An 18817-nucleotide genomic window follows, 5' to 3' on the forward strand; every position below is an offset into this window, starting at 1 on the left:
TTATAATTCATAAATGGTATACTCAGTATTTCTTGTTACAACCTTAAAAGGCAGTACAGCCTCATTTGGTAGGATAATATGTGTTATACCCTTTTCCTTTTTTAGTTCCCTGAGCCTTTCCGGTGTTATTTTTAATAAGTTTTCGTCGGCTTTATTCATAGCCTCGAAACTTATCTCCAGGGAAGTAAGAGCATTAATACCATAAACATCCTCAAACCTTACTGCCCATTCCTTTAGAAAACTTTTTGAATGCGTTAATGCTTTATAATCAACATAAGAACTTCTTTGTCCGTAATATTTTAATTCATCTAAACTACAGGGCTCAATAAACAATGCATTTTTTGGAGTTAGTCTTTGTGCTTGTTTACTAATATCTATTTCTGGGGTCATTTTTGTATAAAAAGGGAATTCATAAGCAGTATCCTTTTTTAGCACCTGTACACCGGGAAAAACTATGGAGATCCAGGCTGCACAAATAAGGATAATTATCAGAAAAAATTGTTTAATTCGTTTTTCCTCGTTTAATTGCGGAATTATTCTTCGAATAAATAATAGAGCAGCTATCACCCCAAAAAATTCTAACCACATGGTTGTTTTAAACCATTGCGCCTCAGCAACTAGCGGACTCTTTAAAACTTCCACTCCAATTGTGTAAATTATACAACCGATGATGATCAGAATACTGAGAATAAAAATGTTCTTGTTTACCCGATAAAAAAGTATGGGTGTAAACAAATAGAGTGGAGTTAATATAATAATATCCTTCAAAACAAATTGGGAAGGGATGTAATGATGCGCATTTCGAAATACAAAGAAAGTGCGAAAAAAATCAGCGGAATCGAAAGGGACATCATTTAAACGACCATTTAAAGAAATAATAAATAATCCCGCAGTAAAAATATATAACAACACCAGAGGGAATATGTTTTTTAAGTACTGTTTAATATTCCCTTTTTGTATCGCAGTGATAAATAAAGTTCCGGATATCAATAAAAATGCCTGCAGACCAGCCAAGGGGTGAAATAATGTGGAGATGATCAGGAAAATGTAGGTTCGAATAGTTTTTCCCTGCAGCCAGGATAAAATGGCCCATGCAGAAAAAGTATCCGATGCAAGGGTTGCACTAAATTCAGAACTGTGAAGTTCATTTAATCCAAGTGTATGAAATAATAAAGGGAAAAACAATAAGAGTATAGAGGCATATGCATAAAGATCATTCTTAAGAAAAAATTGTGCGATCCTGAATAATGCGAAAAGCAGCAGAAGCATGAAAATACAATACTCTATAAATACAACCCATTCCATTGCCGATCCAAATGGCTGAACCAAATAAATGAAAAACGACCTTTCGTTCGGGAAATTCTTTACAGCATTCTGAACAAAAAAATCATTTGGGAATAATGTATTGTCATTCAGATATTGTGCATAGGGAATAAGCTGAATACTGTTGTTATGGCCAAAGTTATAACCCCAGACAGCTAACAATGCCAGAAAAATTAACGTTAACCAACCCAGTATTTTAATATTTTCTTTCCCTGTCATTTTTATTTTATAATATAAGTAAAAACAATAAAAACAGTGACTAAAATAATACTATAAACCGATAACTGAGTTATCGGAATATATTGTTTTAATCTCACCCCGTTCTTATTAAGGCTTTGTGCCAATATTAGTTTATTTACAACAAAGGCGATCACAGTTCCATATGCAATACCTTGTAAACCGATAAAATGCATTAAACTTAAACTTATCGAAATATTTAAAATAAATTCTATAAGGGAGGCTCTCAGTATCTCTTTGGTTTTTCCCAAACCCAATAAAATGGAATGTGGAAACACCATTCGCGGAATTAAAAGCAGAAGATAGATATTGAAATAAACATAACTCTCCTTAAAATTTGGATTAAATATGATTGGATACAACCATTGACTCACGATGAGTAAAATAATACAAACAGGAAACAGTTGTTTGATCAGCTTGAGTGATCCCGATCTCACCATCTCCATATTTTGCGTGTCTTTAGAAACCTGGAGTGCCATTGCTGCACTGAATGCATTTGCTAATAACAACGAAAGGGGAAACTCCCGCGCACCATATTGAAACATAGCAAAAGTGGCCTTGTCGTAAAAATTATTTACAATAATGCCATCCGCATAAATTGCCATGCCACCTAAAAAAAATGTGAGCATTAGAGGAGATGCCAAGATCAAAAAGCTCCGCATCAATTTTGTATCAATTTGGAAGGAACCGTTTTTAAATAGTAATATAAGTGTTATTAGAAATTTAATAGCGATAAAAATGATCAATCCATTGATCACCATATCGTAACTTCCATAAAAGAATGCAGGTAGTGCCAATAATGCAGTTTGAAACAGCAGATGGTATGTTCCGAGATATATTAGTGCCTTACTATTCTCTTTGGCTAGAAAAAGGTAATCGGTTAGAAAAGTTAGATTATTAAACAGAAAATATAATAAAAATAGAATAAAAAGATTTCCGCTGATATCGAATTTGAATAAATTAAGTATTGGTTGTTTAACAAATACTAAAATTATGATCATCAATAATGAAAAGCCAAGTAGTATAATTGCTGTGTTAGTAATAAGGGATTTTTTATCCTCGGTTTTATGAAATTGCGATAAAAAATTCTGCAGTATGCCATTCACCCAAAAAAAACTAAGTGTTCCCGACATTAGAATAAAGGTTTCATAATGACCAATATCATCCTGCGTTAAACTGCTTTTTGTAAGTAATATAGAAGTCAATACCAGTGCGCCATACCTTGCGATCTGAAAAAATTGCATGGCTGTGGTTGGGCTTAGCGATCTTGTGTTTATGCCACCCACTCAACTTGTTTTTTTTGTTTTCAGGAGTATGGAATTACCAATTACAAATACATCGGAAAATGCCATAGAAAGTGCTGCAATTATCGGACTTAATAATCCAACCGCGGCAACGGGAATGGCGATCACATTATAAAAAAATGCCCAGAATAAATTTTGTTTTATTGTTTTTAATGTAAGTATGCTAAGTTGATGCGCAGTTGTAAGATGTTTTAAATTTCCGTTCAATAAAATGATCTGTGCAGAATTTATGGCTATTTGAGTGGCATTGCTCATGGATATTCCGATGTGTGCCATTTCCAGAGATGGGGAATCATTGATACCGTCGCCAACCATGGTTGTAATTCCCGACATGGTAAGTGTTTTTATTTTGATCAGTTTTTCTGCAGGAGTTTGTTTGCTGTAATATTCATCTATACCTATCGCTGCAGCAATTTCTCTGCATTTAATTTCGGAATCACCACTTAATAAAATGGTTTTAATTTTTTTCGATTTAAAATAATTTATTGTTTCAGCTGCATCTGCTTTTAATTCATCACTAATATTTAAACCCGCTAATAATTTATTGTTCTTCACAACGTAAATATCATGTCCTTGTAATTGCAGATCTTTAAATAATGAAGCAGAACCTACTCCATAAGAATTATTCTGTGGATCATAAGCCAACATTCCTGCACCTTTTACTTCCTCCGTTTTTGTGAATAAAAGATCATTATCGGATTTGTAATAAGCAGCTAATGACCTGGCAATGGGATGAGATGATCTGCTTTCCAGTGCGTGAATTATTGATGTGATTTCTTTTTCTTCTCCCTCATAAATTTTAAATCCCGATACCGTGAAATTTCCTGTTGTGAGTGTTCCGGTCTTATCAAAAACAACCACTGCAGTTTTGGCAAAGGTTTCTATTGTGTTCGCACCTTTAATTAAAATTCCGTTTTTTGCCGATCGCCCTAATCCAACCATGATGGCAGTTGGAGTGGCAAGTCCCATAGCACATGGACAAGCAATTACTAAAACTGCAATGCTTTGCATCAGCGATCTTTCCAGCGATACATTAAAAACAAATGCTGCAACAAAAAATGTGATCAAAGAAATACTAATTACAACAGGAACGAAAATGCTGCTTATTTTATCGGCAGTTTTTTGAATAGTAGGTTTGTCGGTTTGTGCTTTCTTTACCAATTCAATTATCGCTGCTAAAGCCGAATTTTCAGATGTTGCTGTCACTTTTATTTTCAAATTGCCATCCAAATTTATTGTTCCACCTGTTACAGCATCATTTTTTCCTTTTTTAAGTGGAATACTTTCTCCGGTCAACATCGATTCATCCACTATACTTTCCCCTGAAATTATTATTCCATCAGCCGGAATTTTATCTCCGGTATTTACCAATACCATATCATTTTTTTGTAACTGATGCACCGGAATTTCTTCCACCTGATCAATTCCACTCAGCAGATCAAACATTACCTTTTTTGCAAATTCAGGTTGCAATTGTTTTAATTCACGAATAGCTGTGGTAGTTTGTTTTACACTGCGTTGCTCTAATAAGTTACCGAGTAAAACAAGGGTGATGATACTAGCAGCAGTTTCAAAAAACATATATTCCATGCCAAGCCCACGTATATATCCATATAAACTGTAAATAAATGCTGCGGTGCTTCCGGTGATAATTAAAACATCCATGTTTGGCACTCCCGTTTTCAGAGAACTGATCGCACTTCTGCCAAAATGTAAGGCACCAATAATATAAACAGGCGTACAAAGTATTAGTTGAATAAGAGGATCATGCAATATATGAAAAGCAGGAACCATCGATAATAAAAGTGGTAGTGTGAAAATGAGCGATATAAAAAACTTGCGTTCGGTTGAACTCAGTAAATTCTTTTTTTCTGTTTTTGCAGATTCTGTTATTACTTTATATCCCAATTTATTAATTCCCTGCACCACACTTTCCAGATTCTTTTCGCCATTGAGATCAAAATACACCTCTCCGGTAGCAAAATTAACATTTACTTTTTTAAGACCTCTCTGTTCGAGGTATCTGCTTATTCCCAGTGCACAATTTGAACAGGTCATTCCCTCAACCTGCAATTGTGTTGTATCCTTGTTATCGCTCATTACTGTGGTTGTAAAGGTAAATAATCCCTTTGCGAAATTTTTACAATTAATTGCACGAAATTTGTTTAATTTTATAGTTTACAATAAAAATTAAACCGTTTTATAATATGAAAAATTCAAATACAAATTCGCGCCGGGCTTTTATTAAGAAAAGCGCAGTGGCAGCATTGGGGTTAGGAGTTTTTAATTCTTTGAAAATGGAAGATCTGGCAGCCGCTAATAAGATCAATCTGCTGGAAATTGAACCTGTTCACGGTGCATTCGAACTACCTGCACTGGGTTACGAATACAATGCTCTGGAGCCTTTTATCGATGCAACTACAATGACAATCCATCACAGCAAACACCATCAGGCTTATATTACAAAGTTGAATGAAGCAGTGGAAAAAACTCCTGAACTTCAGCACAAATCGCTCATGGAGCTTATTACAAACATTAATGGCACGCCCGAATCTGTTCGTATGGCAATCAGAAATCACGGCGGCGGGCATTTTAACCATAGCTTTTTTTGGCAATTGATGTCCCCTTCAGCAAAGAGTTCTACGGCCGGAGAGGCTTTATTAACAGCTATTAATACAAAATGGGGCAGTATGGATAACTTCAAAGTTGAATTCGCAAAATCCGCAACGGGTGTTTTTGGCTCGGGATGGGCCTGGCTTGTTAAGGATAAGGAAAACGCCCTCAGTATAATGACCACTCCAAATCAGGACAATCCCGTAATGGACATCATGCCTCAAAAGGCTAAACCTATCATGGGAATTGATGTTTGGGAACATGCTTATTATCTCAAACACCAAAACAAACGCGCCGATTATATCACCGATTTCTGGAACGTTATCGATTGGGCGCAGGTTACAAAATGGTATGCGGAAGGTTAAGTAACCGTTTGGTTACATATCTTTTTCTGACCTGAAAGTCTTGGGAAATGGGAATTCCTTTAAAATTTTAAAATTGGAATTCCCTTTTTTCATTTTCTGAATCCACTTTTTTGGATTACCTTTGCCCACCAATAAATGGTGATTGTAGCTCAGTTGGTTAGAGCATCGGTTTGTGGTTCCGAGGGTCGTGGGTTCGAGCCCCATCATTCACCCTGAAGGCCGGAAGTTTTTCCGGTCTTTTTTGTTAGGCCCGGAGGAAAGTATTTGAGCCCTGTTTATTTGAGTTGTAAATCGACTGATCAAACATCACAAGTTTATCTACGCCATGGAGCTTTTTTAATATGTCATCCCTACGGGATTAGGATAGTCTTTCTTTTCACTTGTTACCGATATTTCGTCCCTAACGGGACTAGTTTATATTATGATCAACAATTAGTAGGATTGCATTTTATCAGAAAATAATGCCCCGCCATAACAACAAAGGTTTAAAAAACAAATCGCAAGGCATAAATTAGAACGAAGGTACTGTCATCCGCAGCAGATGCTATATTGGCACACTAAATCCAATACCAAAGCATAGTATAGTTGGCATGGCATATCTGTAATACCGTATTCCAAAGAGTAGCATAGTGCTGTAGGCACGGTATATCGGTAACACCGAAATCAAAAGAGATGCCTAGTGCTGTAGGCACGACATATAAAAAATGCTCAGGGGAAAATCAAATTTCAGTTGTAAATGATTGCCTCTGATGATGTTGTTATTAATTTTGAATATATTTTATGAGATTGTGCACCTTCGATTTTATAAGCCTTAACCGAATAATAATGCATTTGGACTTAATTGTGTGAGTTAACTCGATCAATTTTAATAGTCCGCGCTGTGAAAATTGCAAAAAGAACTAAGAATAGCACTGACTGAATCTGAATAAGTAAATACCCATATTGCCAGTGTAATATCATAAATAAAGCACCCATGGAAAAGGAGAGGAGCCATATTACTTTTAAATAGTCAGTTAATTTCTTTGCTTTTTTGAGTAGAAAATGAATTATATAAACGAGTGAGATACCGGATAAGCCGATCATTATCATCAGATCAGCTCCAGCCCAGTGAAGGATCTTTATTAAAAAGCCTGCTACTGATATTATGATCAATAAAACCATTAATGTGATGAACATTTTGGATTTTATTAAACTTCCTTCCTTTAATAAAATAATTAAAGCTGCGAGGCGACCAAAAGCACTTATAATTCTTTGTAGTGAATCAAGATCATGAACATTATAATAAAGTAATACTTCGCCAATTATTGCGATAATTAGAATAATTAAAATTATTAGTGGTAAGGATATTTTCTTCATTTAATATTTTATAAACCGAAATCAATTCCCACAAATCTCCAATTGCAATAACAACATTTCATTTTCATCCCTGAAAGCTTTTCTTCCTAAAAGTTGTTGTGTTTCCATAAATATATTGCGCAGTTTGTCGAGGTTGGTTTCATGATAACCCAATTCAGTTATATATTCTAAAGGTGTATGCAGGAAATCATTCATTTGGATTCGTTGTTCATTTGTGATAAAGGTTTGCATACTTTCCTCATGAAGTATTTCGGTCAATATTTTTTTCAAAGGGATCTCTTTGACCTTGAGCGTAGAAGTGGCTGTTACTGCTGCAGCTCGTGATAAATTTTGGGTATAAATGGGATGTAAAGCCTCGTCCAATTGTTTGAAAATTTCGGCATACTCCAACATTTTTTTATCCGTTTGAAACATGCGTTCATAGGCTTTAATGAGATTTTCTTTGTTTATTTCTGAAGCCTTATGATAGAAAAACCGAAATATCTTTTTATCTTCTTCCAATAATTCCCCATTTATTACTTCCATCTCCTCCTGTAAAAATTTTCGCAAATTTGGAATGTCGAATTTTGTATATTTAGTACCGTCAAATTCAAATGTTTTTATTGGATGTCCGGGTATTTCTAATTGTGATAAAATATGTAGATCTGAAATAATTCCTTTTATTTTATAGGGTATCTGTAAAACAGCATCGGAATAGACTTTTTCAAATGATAAATCCTTCGGATCATTTGTAGTGTTTTTTAATTCTTCCAGTTCAAATGTTTTAATGTCGCGTCCATCATAATATCCACTATATGCCTTGTCGAAATAATTCTCTTTAAGTTTATCCTCATACATGGAATTAAATTGTTTAACATTAAACAACTCCGGTGTTGATTTAAATGTTGCATTTGCATAAATGATGTCAGTTGCTTGTTTTTGCCATTGTTCTGCATTTTGAAACAGGTCCCAGGCGGGAGAATTATCAATTTCTGCACTCAGGTTAAATTTTTGTAAATATTTTTCCCTGTCCTGATTATCGGGATGTGATGCCCATTGGTCCTTGATCACAATGCGTGAGGTGTTGAATCGGCTAAAGGTGTTGGCATCCACAACAGGATAACCATTTTTTAATTCCACACCCATTTGTATACTTGTGTATTTTACCACTTCTGCCAATTGTGGATATACATTCTCCGGTTTTTTATTATCGCTTAAAACAGAGTTATAAAAATCCATTAATTTTTGAAAACAAGATTGCACCATATCGATCTTGTATAGGGAATTTGTTATATTATTGGTTCCGCTGGCAGATGCAGCCACAGTATCAGCATGAAATTCCATTTGACGGGATAAACTCAAATGTGCCTTATTAACCAACTTATACATTTGTTTTTGCACAAATTGAATTCCCTGAACTATATATACCGTAAGGCTGGCAAGCAAGGCAAATATGCCGTGAATTTGTGCCCAGGCTGTTATTGTGGAACTATATCCTTCATTTTCATAAAGCATATTGTAAATGATCTTATTTACATTGTATACATAAGATCCAAGTTTCATACTATGTTGCGAAAAATGTCCGAACTCATGTGCCAATACAGCTTTTAATTCGCTGGTATTTAAACTGTTCACCAATCCTAATCCTATCAATAAATTTTTGCGGACAGGAAAAAACATGCTCCACAAACCGGAATTATAAAACACCGCTGCATTAACATCCGATGCGAGATAAACCTTTTTGGGAAAAGGTGCTTTTGTTTCCTCCGATATCCTGCGAATAAATTCAAATAAAACGGGCTCCTCTTCTTCTGTAATTTGGATCAAATTACTTCTGTCAACCTTATTCGTGGTGAACATGAATTTGAAAATAAAGTATATTAGCATTGCCGATAATACCATCAATCCCAATCCTCCAATTATAGTTATAAAATGGATTCCGGCTGTCATCACCATGATCCCTAAATAAAAACTCAGTGCAGAAATTCCGGCAACTACTCCAATTAATAGGAGGTAGGTTAAAATAAATGCAACAATTGCGAATGTAACTTTGGTTACTTCTTTTTTGTAATCCTTGGAAACGTAAAGTATTGTTGGATCAACATTGGCAGGGGAGGGAGGATAATTTAGTGTGGTTTGAGTGGACATGGGTGTTGGATTTAGGAGTTAGATTTTTCAAAAGTAAAATCTTTTATTCGAATTTACATCCTTGTAAAATAATGTATAATAATAAAATCGTTCTTATTTCTCTTTAACCTCTTTTAATAAATTAATCTAAACGCATTAAATATAGCCTGATGCGCAATTGTTGCATGATCTTCATCAGGAAGATAGTCAAAATGGACAAAAACCCTTGAGCTTTCTGATGAAGCAATTTTTTCTGCGAGTAAATTAGCATCCACTTCCATTACATGCGGAATTGCACTAGGACCTAATCCTTCCTTTCCTACACCGATATAGATGTCGGTTTTTTGTGTAAATTCTTTTTTCATCAGATCAGATTCCAACTTTAACAGAGAGGCATCATCCCACCATAAACTTGGGCTTACAATGATATATTTATTAAATAGGGTTGGTTTTTTTAAAAGAATTTCGGTTGCAAGTAGTCCTCCTAACGACTGACCAATTATAGTTCTCGAAGAATCGGTTTTATATTCCTTTCCGATATAAGGTATCAATTCTTTTTCCAGGAATGAAATAAAATTTTCCGAATGACCTGTGGTGGGATATGTTTTTTTGTCTTCTTCGATAGTGGTTGGATATGTAAAATCTCTTCTTCGGTCAACCGTGGCTATACCCACAACGATGGATGGAGGTATTTGATCTATCCACGGAAAAGTATTAAACTGCACTATACCAACAACATGTATAAAATCTTCATCGGCGGAACCATCCAGCAAATAAATCACAGGATATTTTATTGTATCAGCAGCATCATATCCTTCGGGCAAATAAATGTTTAAAATACGTTTTTCAGAAAGTATTTTTGAATCCAGCTCCTCTATCACCCCCAAAATAAATGGTTTTTTTTCCTTTGGCGCGGAGGATTGTGCAAAGGAAGTCAGGATAATTAAAAATGCTACTGATAATGTTATTATTTTGCGCATAACATATAAATTAAAGGGAATTACTATTGGTTACAGATACTATTCTACCACCAATTTACCCGTATTTAAAATTCCATTTTCGTTTCGCAATTGAAATAGGTAAACCGAAGCCGGTAAGTTTTGAATATCAAAGGAGGAATTTTGACCTGTGATTTCATATTGTGTAACAAGTTGACCGTAAATATTCAAAAGATCCAAGGTTAATTTGTTTTCTATAATTAGATCTGTCAGTTGAATGTTAAATTTATTATTGGCAGGATTTGGGAAAATATTAACGGATGATCTAGTATTTACATTATCAAGACCTGATGTAATTTGTTCCGCATCTAAATTATACAATAAATTATCGTTATGATCATAAATAAAAATGCTCATCAATGGATTTAAAATATACCATTGGTAGTCGATTCCACCTCCGCCATAATCTTCCTTAACTCTTACTACATCAGTATATGTTTTTGTTGGCGTTATAAGTGTTCCATATCCATCGTAAGTGATCTCCACACTGTTAGGGCTCTCACCGGTTTTTTGCCAGGTGTCGGTTGCAGAGTCAAGATAATTAAAAGGAAATATCAAATTTGTCCTCGGATTAGGGGTATAATCATTTCCAATTCCCGGTGTTGTGATAACATAAGCAAGAACTTCCATTTTATCCGCGGAAAATTTGAAAAAACTATAATTTCCTGCAAATGCATAAGCATAATTTGATGTTGGAAACGATGCACCAATAGGGGAGGTTGCAGGGTCAATTACATCAATTACTCCTACAGGTGTAAAACTCACTGTGCTGAAGTCCCATATTTGATCAGCACCACCGCTTCCAACTCCGGCAGAGGGAGTGCCCAGTGAAACTGGTGCAGAATATCCGGGATCGGGTATATTATCGCCGTTAATAATCACGGGTTGTGCAAAAACTGATACGGTTGAAATAGATAGAGCAATGAGTAATGATCTTTTCATCTTGTTTGTTTAAATGTTATTCCTACTCGTAAGGCTTTTCGGTAACGCCAATTTTTAAAATAAAGCTTTATATTTTAATTGTTGCAATATTACCTTTTATTAAAATATATTTATATGACTTTTCATATAATTAATATTGCGAACTGGAAAATTTGTTTTCTTCATCAATTATGAGTCCATTTTCAGAAAACCACTTTGTAAAGTCATCGTAAGCAGTTTTATGAGTATCATACCATTTATCAAATCCTTTCAAATCTCCCTGCATTAATATCCAATGGTTATACGATTCCATATGTCCGGCTTCTTTAATTTGTTTTTGATAACTGAACAACACATTCGGATAACTTTCGTCGTGTTTATTGGTAAAATAACTATCTACAAAAATACTTCTTATGGTGTCTAATGAATTGATGTCGGTTGCTCTTACAGCTAGAAGCGACAGCATTAAAGTAGGTTCGTAAACTCCAATACCATAAGGCATTTTAAACTTTGTAGGGTCAGAAAGGTCGCTGATGTTTATTGTGGCATTCTGACTGAAACTAATGGAAAAAGTAGTGTCGTTTGTAAACTGAATTTGGCTGTTGTAAGTATCATAAAGTAATTTACTTATTTCCACCGTTCTTTTGCTGTTGCGTTCCAGATTCATGAATATTTCACCGTAGATCATACCCCAAACCTCTTCTGAGGAGTTGCAATATATCCTAGCAGCCCAATAATAATTAGAGGGAAATTGAGGATCAACTTCAATGCCTTTTTCATAATAATCTAATGCTTTATTGTATTCCTCTTTCCCCATTTGCATGATCCCTAATTCTAAATACAAATTCCCTGCATTCGGAAATTTCTTTACACCTTTTTCATACATTTCGATCGCATCTTCCGGTTTTCCGATCATGTCGTAACTATTGCCCAACAATTGGAAAAGTTGAGCAGTAACATCTTTGTGTTTTTCTACCTTTTCCAGAATTTTTATAGCGCCTTTATAATCTTTCTTCAAATAGTGTGCATATGCTAATTCATAAGGATAATCAAATCTGTCAGGATCCAATTTTTGTGCTTCCTCTAGTAATTCTATACTTGCTTCGATCTTCCCATTATCCATAAGTTCTATGGCTTTCATCCCTTTTTCATAGGCCTTTTCCTCATTTGTTTGGGCAAAGGTGAGTTGGCAAAATGTAATGAACATTATAGCCATTAGGGTTTTGGTAGTTATTGTCATGTCAGGAGGGTTTAGGTGTGTTATTTAAATAGTTTTATTTACCAAAGGGTGGTTTAATTAACAATATTACAAATTAATTTAAAATATGCCTATAATTTCATAGCATTTTTGGCACCTTTTTTAATTTCTAATACAAGTTCCATATAGTTTGATGTAATGGAGGGTATGAATATGGTATCGGGACCACCAACTCCAAACCGACTACTTCGTTTTGGCCACAGGTAAAAAAAAATAGTCCAGTTATTTCCCTTTACGATCATAGTTCCATGATAATATTTGTTAATAACGGCAATTTGATTTAAATTTATTTCCGTTACATGTTCATTCGCAAAGTGAAATTTTAAAATATTGTTTTCAATGCTAAATTTCCCTTCAGCTAGCTGATACAGATTTTTGTTTGAGAGGTATATGCCTAAACAAAAAGCGAGCACTGTTACTAATCCTATAATAAAAAAAGTCCAAAATGGAAGATCAGGTTCCATATTTTGCATTGGAATGATGATAATTGAAAATAACAACAATATTACAATTGTAAATACTATGGAAGATCGTATAGTAACCATTTTGATAAATGGTGGCATTTTGTTCTTATCGATGTAAAATTTATTCATTAAATTATTTCGTTGCTTAGAAGAGGATTTTTTTTGGGGATATAAATTATTATATAATTAGTCAGGACTTAACTACTTTATAATTATCAATAACTTTTTTATGTATCCAGGTTGTGAAAGTGAGGAAATTGATAAATTTTAAAAGATATTCATCAGTACAAATTTGTATAAGGGTATCAGGATAACAATCATAACATTTAACAGGCATTTCATAACAATTTAAAAATTCTTTAATTCCGGAAATAAATTCAGAAGCAGCTAAAGTATAGGGAAAGCTGCGATAATCGCCATAAGTATATTCCTCACCTTTTAGTGTGATTTTTTCCGCTAAAATTGGAATTTCACCGGTGCTTGCATTAATTAATGCAAAGGTGTTATTGTTCTTTCTTAGGAAAAGAATCAGATTTTGACCAATTTCGACTGTGTCATAACGTTTATCACATATCCACTCCTGAAATGGCTCCACGTTTATAATTGTGTCTGAAGTACCTTTAATATATTCTGTGATCTTAAAAGAATAAGTTTTTTCGCCAACATCTACAATTTTCCCCACCACGATCAGATCTGCTTGTAATGCGACCAGTTCAATTGGAAGTGACTCCTTTTTCGCCCATGAGTTCGTTGAAATCGTTAACAGAAATAGTGTTAAAACTCGGGAGATTTTAGACATAAAAACAAAGTTGAGGAATTTGAAATATAGTTATAAAGATATCTTATATTTTTTAAGATTCAAGGGTGATGAATCTATGTTGTTTAGCATTACTTATAATTAAACCTCAGCAAACTTGGTTTTTTATCCTGCCCTTCATTCGTAATAAGCATATCCCCATTCTCAAAAAAGGTAATACCTTCTGCCTTATTAAACATTTCAGGGTCGAGTTGTTCTATATGTTCTATTTCACCTAAGCTGTTAAACATAAAGATCAAATGATCGGTTGCAGAGAGTACGTAAAGTTGAGAGGTGATCGGATGAATGCCAATAGCCGAAATCGCAAATTTTATGATGGGTTCCGTTATCTGTCCCTTCTTTTTTGTTCGGGTTGGAAGATCAACTTTTTCCTCCAATGCAAATTGTTTGATCACCTGAAGGTTAAATTCATAAACGGGTTCCTCACTTAATTTTTTAGTGGAAAGATCAAACCCGTAGATCACTCGTTTGTCTTTAAATTCCGGACCTTTTCCAATTTTGCCTTTACATGCGATCAGCAATCTGTTATTTTCAACATCGTAACAAAGTCCCTCATTATTATCGGCAGGAATTCCGGTGTAATACGAAAATATTTTAAAATCCGGAGTTGTATAATCCGTGATCTCAAAAAGTATCCCATCACTTTGCAAAACATATAATTTCTGTCCCACACGCGTTATGCCTTCATAATCGCCATCGTAATTGAAAGTGTATTGTTCCTTTATTTTATTATTGATAATATCATACATAAAAATATATCCATTTTCATCCTGAACACAGGCAATGGTATTTGCATCTATAAGGGTAAGTCCTGATATTTCATGTAAAATTTCCGGTAAAAATAAGGTTACATTAGGTGCATGAAATTTATATTCTGACTTTTTAAGATTGTGATTATTGGATACACTGCAGCCAGTGGTTATTATAAAAATTAAGAAAATATATTTGGATATTGTATGTAACATTATTTTTGATTGACCCTTACAATGCTTTTGTATAACATTTTTTTAAATTGAAATAGATAACCAGATAAAAGTATAAAAAATTAATAATAATTCCTAAAACAGTAAACAGTTCGATAATTACTGCTTTTTTTTCGATCCTGTGGAAGTAAAGGCTTTGTAAACAATTTTTCCTATTGTATTTATTCTTTCAAAATTTTCTTTGAAAGGAGAGGGGGATAGTACCGAATACTGGAAATTAATATCCGCAGTGTTAAATTCAGATTGGAATGGGAAAAGTAAAATAAAACTGAATGGCTCGAAATATTTATTGAGTTTGGCAGGAATCTGTTCTAATACCGGGATGTAGGAAACACTTTTTTGTCTTGCGCTTACCACAATAAAAAGATCATCCGGAGTAAGTTCATTGGCTATACTTTTAAAATCGTCCCAATCAGTAAATTCACTGTAAGTGGCATCGAGTTTAAAATTTTTGGCGTTGATAGCATCTATTAATTCGAGTGTTTTGCGTTCACCCCAAAAAATACAGGGTGCTCCAATTTGTTTTGACAATTGATTGATCCCTTCCAGCCATCGGAAAAATCCACTTTCAAATTCAGCATTCGGTGGCATTAATACGGCGATTTTATTAAAGGTATTTACCGGTTTAATTATTTTACTTATCCATAACATTTGTTCATTGCCGTGAATGATATTATGTAATAAGGAACCAAAAATTCTGTCGCTGGTGGTAATTTTTTCATGCCAACCCATAACAACTTCGGTAATACCTAATTCTTTTATTGCTCTGGAAATACCTGAGGCAATATTCACATCTACCCTTGTAAGAACTTGAACACTTGTGTCTGCTGATGAAATATGTTCCGCAGCAAGCTCTAGCCCGCGTTTACTGCGCAATATTTTTTCTTTGGTATCAGCATCATCTTCAATAACTGCAAGCGGATATATAGGTTCTTTGGAACCTGGATTTCGTATTAATAAAGCGAGATCCAATAAATTATGTGCAGAGTCGGGATTTCCCACCGGAACCAGAATACGTTCCAATATTTCAGGATCGGTATCAATTTTTCTGTTTTGTGCAATTACATATTTTCGTCCTGCAGCTTCTGTAACAAAAGAACTGACAAGGCAGCTCACTAAAATTACGATAATTGTTCCGTTGAGAATATTTTCACTTAATAATCCGAGGTCAAATCCCACCAAAATAATCGCGAGAGTTGCGGCAGCGTGAGCAGTACTTAAACCGAAAATTAAATTTCCTTCATTGGAAGTAAACCTATATATTTTTTGAGTAATAATTGCTGCGATATATTTAGTACTTAGTGCAACTACCACTAGTACTCCTGCAACATAAAGTGCATAGGTGCCGTTAAATAATACCTGTAAATTAATGATCATTCCTACATTGATGAGAAAAAATGGAATGAAAATATTATTCCCCACAAAAACCAACCTGTTTTTGAGTGCCGATTGATGTGGAATTAATCTGTTGAGCGCAATTCCCGCAAGAAAGGCTCCAATAATATGTTCTAAACCGGCAAGTTGTGATAAAAAGGCAGCCAGAAATACGATGGTTAAAACAAATATAAATTGTGATCCGCCTTCCCCTTCCAGTTTGCGAAAAAACCATTTTGCGATTATGGGAAATATGTATAAAACAATAAATGCAAACGCAATCACGGAAATGCCTAACCTCACCCAAAAAATACTATCTGTTTTTGCCAGTGAAAAATTGGTGATCACCGAAAATAATAATAATACCAGTGTATCGGTTATAATTGTTCCGCCCACGGTTAAACTTACCGGTCGGGCTTTTGTAATTCCCAATCGCGTGATAATAGGATATGCAATTAATGTTTGTGTGGAAAACATACTCGCTGTTATCAGGGATGGAATTAATTCGAGATGCAATAAATTTTTACAAACAACGTATCCGATAATAAATGGAATAATAAATGTTAAAAGTCCGAAAACGGTACTTTTAGTGGCATTTTTCTTAAAACCGGTCATTTCAATCTCCAGCCCTGCAAGAAACATGATATACAATAAACCAACTGTTCCAAACAAAACGATTGCTCCGTCTCTTTCCAGTAAATTAAATCCATGCGGCCCGATCACCACACCTGCAATTATCATCCCCACAATAGAAGGGATCCTTAAACGATTAAGTAAAACCGGTGATAACAGAATTATACACAGAACAATAGAAAATATAATGACCGGCTCCTTAAAAGGAGTGCTAAGATCTACAAGCAGCGGCAGCACAAAAGTCATTTCGCCGCAAAGTTAAGGGATAATTGACAATTGACAATTTGAAAAATTCGAATGCCATGATTATTAACACTCTCCGATGGGCAATCAGATATGAGTTTACATATTGGAATTGTTATAATTAATCTTATAAAATATAATGTGAAATTTCTTTACCACAATTCTGCTAAGAATAGGAGATTCCTTTAATCACGGCTAACGATACGAATTTTCAAATAGGAATCAATTTTTATCCCTTAGTTAAACAAGTCCTTTGTCCTATTTTCCTTGTCCTGCATCCAGTCCTACTTCCTACTTCCTATTTCCTATGTCCCTATTGAATCATGTCCGAAATTATCTTGAGCAAATTAGAATAAAAATTACCTTTTATTTCACGGATGAAAACAAATTTATCGCTTGCTGCGCCAAAGAAGGGGCGGAGTGTCCAGGCGAGTTGGGTGCCGACAAATGCGTATAGTATCATCCAGATTCGAACTACTGTTCTTCTTTTATTATATAATGCAACTTCTTCCTTGCTGTCGCTTAAAATGGTATAATAAAAAAAGCGAACTCCTACCAAGCCGGAGATGGTAAAAAATATTACATTTAAAAATTGAAATACTGCATCATTGTTATTGGTAATTAAAAATAATAATGTAACAGGTGCGAATCCTACTAATAATATTCCGATAATACATGTTGCAGTTAAGGCAATTGCCATGGATTGCAACATACTCGCTTTTGAACCGATAAAACTATCGAAAATGAAAAATGCGGGCATGCAAATGGCAAGCGTGATCAGATATAAACAGGGCAATTTTATCATACTTGCCAATGCATATAAAATGTTCTCATGTAAACCAATAATAAACCCATAAGTGCCAAATGCAATGGCACCGGTAATTGTGAGACTTATTATTCGTTTTTTAAGATCATCTGACGATCTTATTTCTGTTACAAATTGGGTGCGGTTTTGGAGTAGTGTGGTTACGAGATTCATAAGTGAGTATTTAGTAGTTAGTATTTAGTATATAGATAGGTCTGCCTGTTTTTTATAGTTATTTATTTTGATGGAATGGTTGCATATTATTAACGGGTTTAAAATATTTTTACACTTCAGTTTCCGGGATTTTTTCATAATACTTGAATTTTTTCCCCCAATATAAAATTCCAATTGAAAGGCCAATTGAATAGGATAAAAAGGCTTCCCATAACATCGGTTCCGTGAGGTTTTGTGGAAATGGTTTGTTGCGAAGAAAAAATATATACAATGTAGCGAAACACAATAAATAACTAAAAATGCAGAGGATAAAATTAAATGTATATTTGGTTTTTGTAAATTTTTCAACTGCTATGATCGTATAAATTAAAATTAAAAATGCGAGGATACTTCTAAATAGTGAAATTCCAATAAAAACAATTAATAAAATAAACAACCCACTTACATCACTAAGTTTGTTAACTCCCTCACCATCTATTAAAGTTGTAATTAGCAAAAAAATTGTGCTACCTGATAATACAGAACAGAACCAAATTTTAAGTGCGTAGGGAACATATGGTGGCATTAGTATATATTTTGATCTGAATAAAATCTAAAATTTTCAAAGAAAGCATAATAAAGTACTACCAATATGCTTATGGATGCATACATGAGTAATGCTATTTGTATAAAAGTTCCTTTGAATTGAATGTCGGTAACAATATTGTCGCGCTGAGCCGAATATTTCAATTGTATCATCGCTTTTAGGTTTACCAAAATGGTAATGATGGGCAAACCAACCATTATCATAAGGGTTAGGAGGGAGGATACTCTGTCGACCGGAATCATGATATGTTCCATGAT

Annotated in this window: 16 protein-coding genes and 1 tRNA gene; 2 read left to right on the top strand and 15 right to left on the bottom strand. The window is 34.4% G+C overall.

The features are described from left to right. Genes IPI31_12090 through cadA form a run of 3 tightly spaced genes read right to left on the bottom strand, consistent with a single transcriptional unit; the run spans position 1 to position 4964 of the window. On the bottom strand, positions 1-1542 hold the full coding sequence (locus IPI31_12090) for a hypothetical protein (GenBank protein MBK7568554.1): 1542 nt from the start codon (positions 1540-1542) through the stop codon (positions 1-3). Positions 1543-1544: 2 nt separating this feature from the next. Then, on the bottom strand, positions 1545-2846 hold the full coding sequence (locus IPI31_12095) for a polysaccharide biosynthesis C-terminal domain-containing protein (protein MBK7568555.1): 1302 nt from the start codon (positions 2844-2846) through the stop codon (positions 1545-1547). Continuing rightward, the gene (gene cadA, locus IPI31_12100) at positions 2847-4964 is read right to left on the bottom strand and encodes a cadmium-translocating P-type ATPase (protein ID MBK7568556.1); all 2118 of its coding nucleotides are present in this window, start codon (positions 4962-4964) and stop codon (positions 2847-2849) included. A gap of 107 nt (positions 4965-5071) precedes the next feature. Here cadA and IPI31_12105 point away from each other — a divergent pair, with 107 nt between their 5' ends. Further along, positions 5072-5842 carry a superoxide dismutase gene (locus IPI31_12105; GenBank protein MBK7568557.1) on the top strand — a complete coding sequence of 257 codons (771 nt, stop codon included), beginning with the start codon at positions 5072-5074 and terminating at the stop codon, positions 5840-5842. Between the two features lie 137 nt (positions 5843-5979). Further along, positions 5980-6055 (top strand) — tRNA-His (locus tag IPI31_12110). 624 nt (positions 6056-6679) lie between these two features. Here the strand turns inward: IPI31_12110 and IPI31_12115 are convergent. The 12 genes from IPI31_12115 to IPI31_12170 all read right to left on the bottom strand — a co-directional run bounded on the left by IPI31_12115 (position 6680) and on the right by IPI31_12170 (position 18814). Beyond that, a complete protein-coding gene (locus IPI31_12115) occupies positions 6680-7198 on the bottom strand; it encodes a hypothetical protein (GenBank protein ID MBK7568558.1) in 519 nt (172 codons plus the stop codon). Between the two features lie 21 nt (positions 7199-7219). Beyond that, positions 7220-9325 carry a M48 family metalloprotease gene (locus IPI31_12120; protein MBK7568559.1) on the bottom strand — a complete coding sequence of 702 codons (2106 nt, stop codon included), beginning with the start codon at positions 9323-9325 and terminating at the stop codon, positions 7220-7222. A 113-nt stretch (positions 9326-9438) separates the two neighbouring features. Next, a complete protein-coding gene (locus IPI31_12125) occupies positions 9439-10284 on the bottom strand; it encodes an alpha/beta hydrolase (GenBank protein MBK7568560.1) in 846 nt (281 codons plus the stop codon). A 39-nt stretch (positions 10285-10323) separates the two neighbouring features. Continuing rightward, positions 10324-11244: a T9SS type A sorting domain-containing protein gene (locus IPI31_12130; GenBank protein ID MBK7568561.1), complete on the bottom strand. Its 921-nt coding sequence runs from the start codon at positions 11242-11244 to the stop codon at positions 10324-10326. 130 nt (positions 11245-11374) lie between these two features. Then, the gene (locus IPI31_12135) at positions 11375-12463 is read right to left on the bottom strand and encodes a tetratricopeptide repeat protein (protein MBK7568562.1); all 1089 of its coding nucleotides are present in this window, start codon (positions 12461-12463) and stop codon (positions 11375-11377) included. 89 nt (positions 12464-12552) lie between these two features. After that, on the bottom strand, positions 12553-13074 hold the full coding sequence (locus tag IPI31_12140; GenBank protein MBK7568563.1) for a hypothetical protein: 522 nt from the start codon (positions 13072-13074) through the stop codon (positions 12553-12555). Between the two features lie 61 nt (positions 13075-13135). Then, a complete protein-coding gene (locus tag IPI31_12145; GenBank protein ID MBK7568564.1) occupies positions 13136-13744 on the bottom strand; it encodes a hypothetical protein in 609 nt (202 codons plus the stop codon). Positions 13745-13833: 89 nt separating this feature from the next. Next, on the bottom strand, positions 13834-14727 hold the full coding sequence (locus tag IPI31_12150; protein ID MBK7568565.1) for a hypothetical protein: 894 nt from the start codon (positions 14725-14727) through the stop codon (positions 13834-13836). Between the two features lie 117 nt (positions 14728-14844). After that, positions 14845-16998, bottom strand: coding sequence for a cation:proton antiporter (locus tag IPI31_12155; protein ID MBK7568566.1), 2154 nt, complete (start codon positions 16996-16998; stop codon positions 14845-14847). A gap of 310 nt (positions 16999-17308) precedes the next feature. After that, complete coding sequence (locus IPI31_12160) at positions 17309-17974, bottom strand: actin-binding WH2 domain-containing protein (protein ID MBK7568567.1); 666 nt, start codon at positions 17972-17974, stop codon at positions 17309-17311. Between the two features lie 109 nt (positions 17975-18083). Continuing rightward, a complete protein-coding gene (locus IPI31_12165) occupies positions 18084-18539 on the bottom strand; it encodes a hypothetical protein (GenBank protein ID MBK7568568.1) in 456 nt (151 codons plus the stop codon). Next, positions 18539-18814 (bottom strand): hypothetical protein, encoded by a 276-nt coding sequence (locus IPI31_12170; protein ID MBK7568569.1) that lies wholly within the window; start codon positions 18812-18814, stop codon positions 18539-18541. Before IPI31_12170 ends, IPI31_12165 begins: the two co-directional genes overlap by 1 nt. Positions 18815-18817: the final 3 nt, after the last annotated feature.

The organism is Bacteroidota bacterium (assembly GCA_016706865.1).
Classification (GTDB): domain Bacteria; phylum Bacteroidota; class Bacteroidia; order Chitinophagales; family BACL12; genus UBA7236.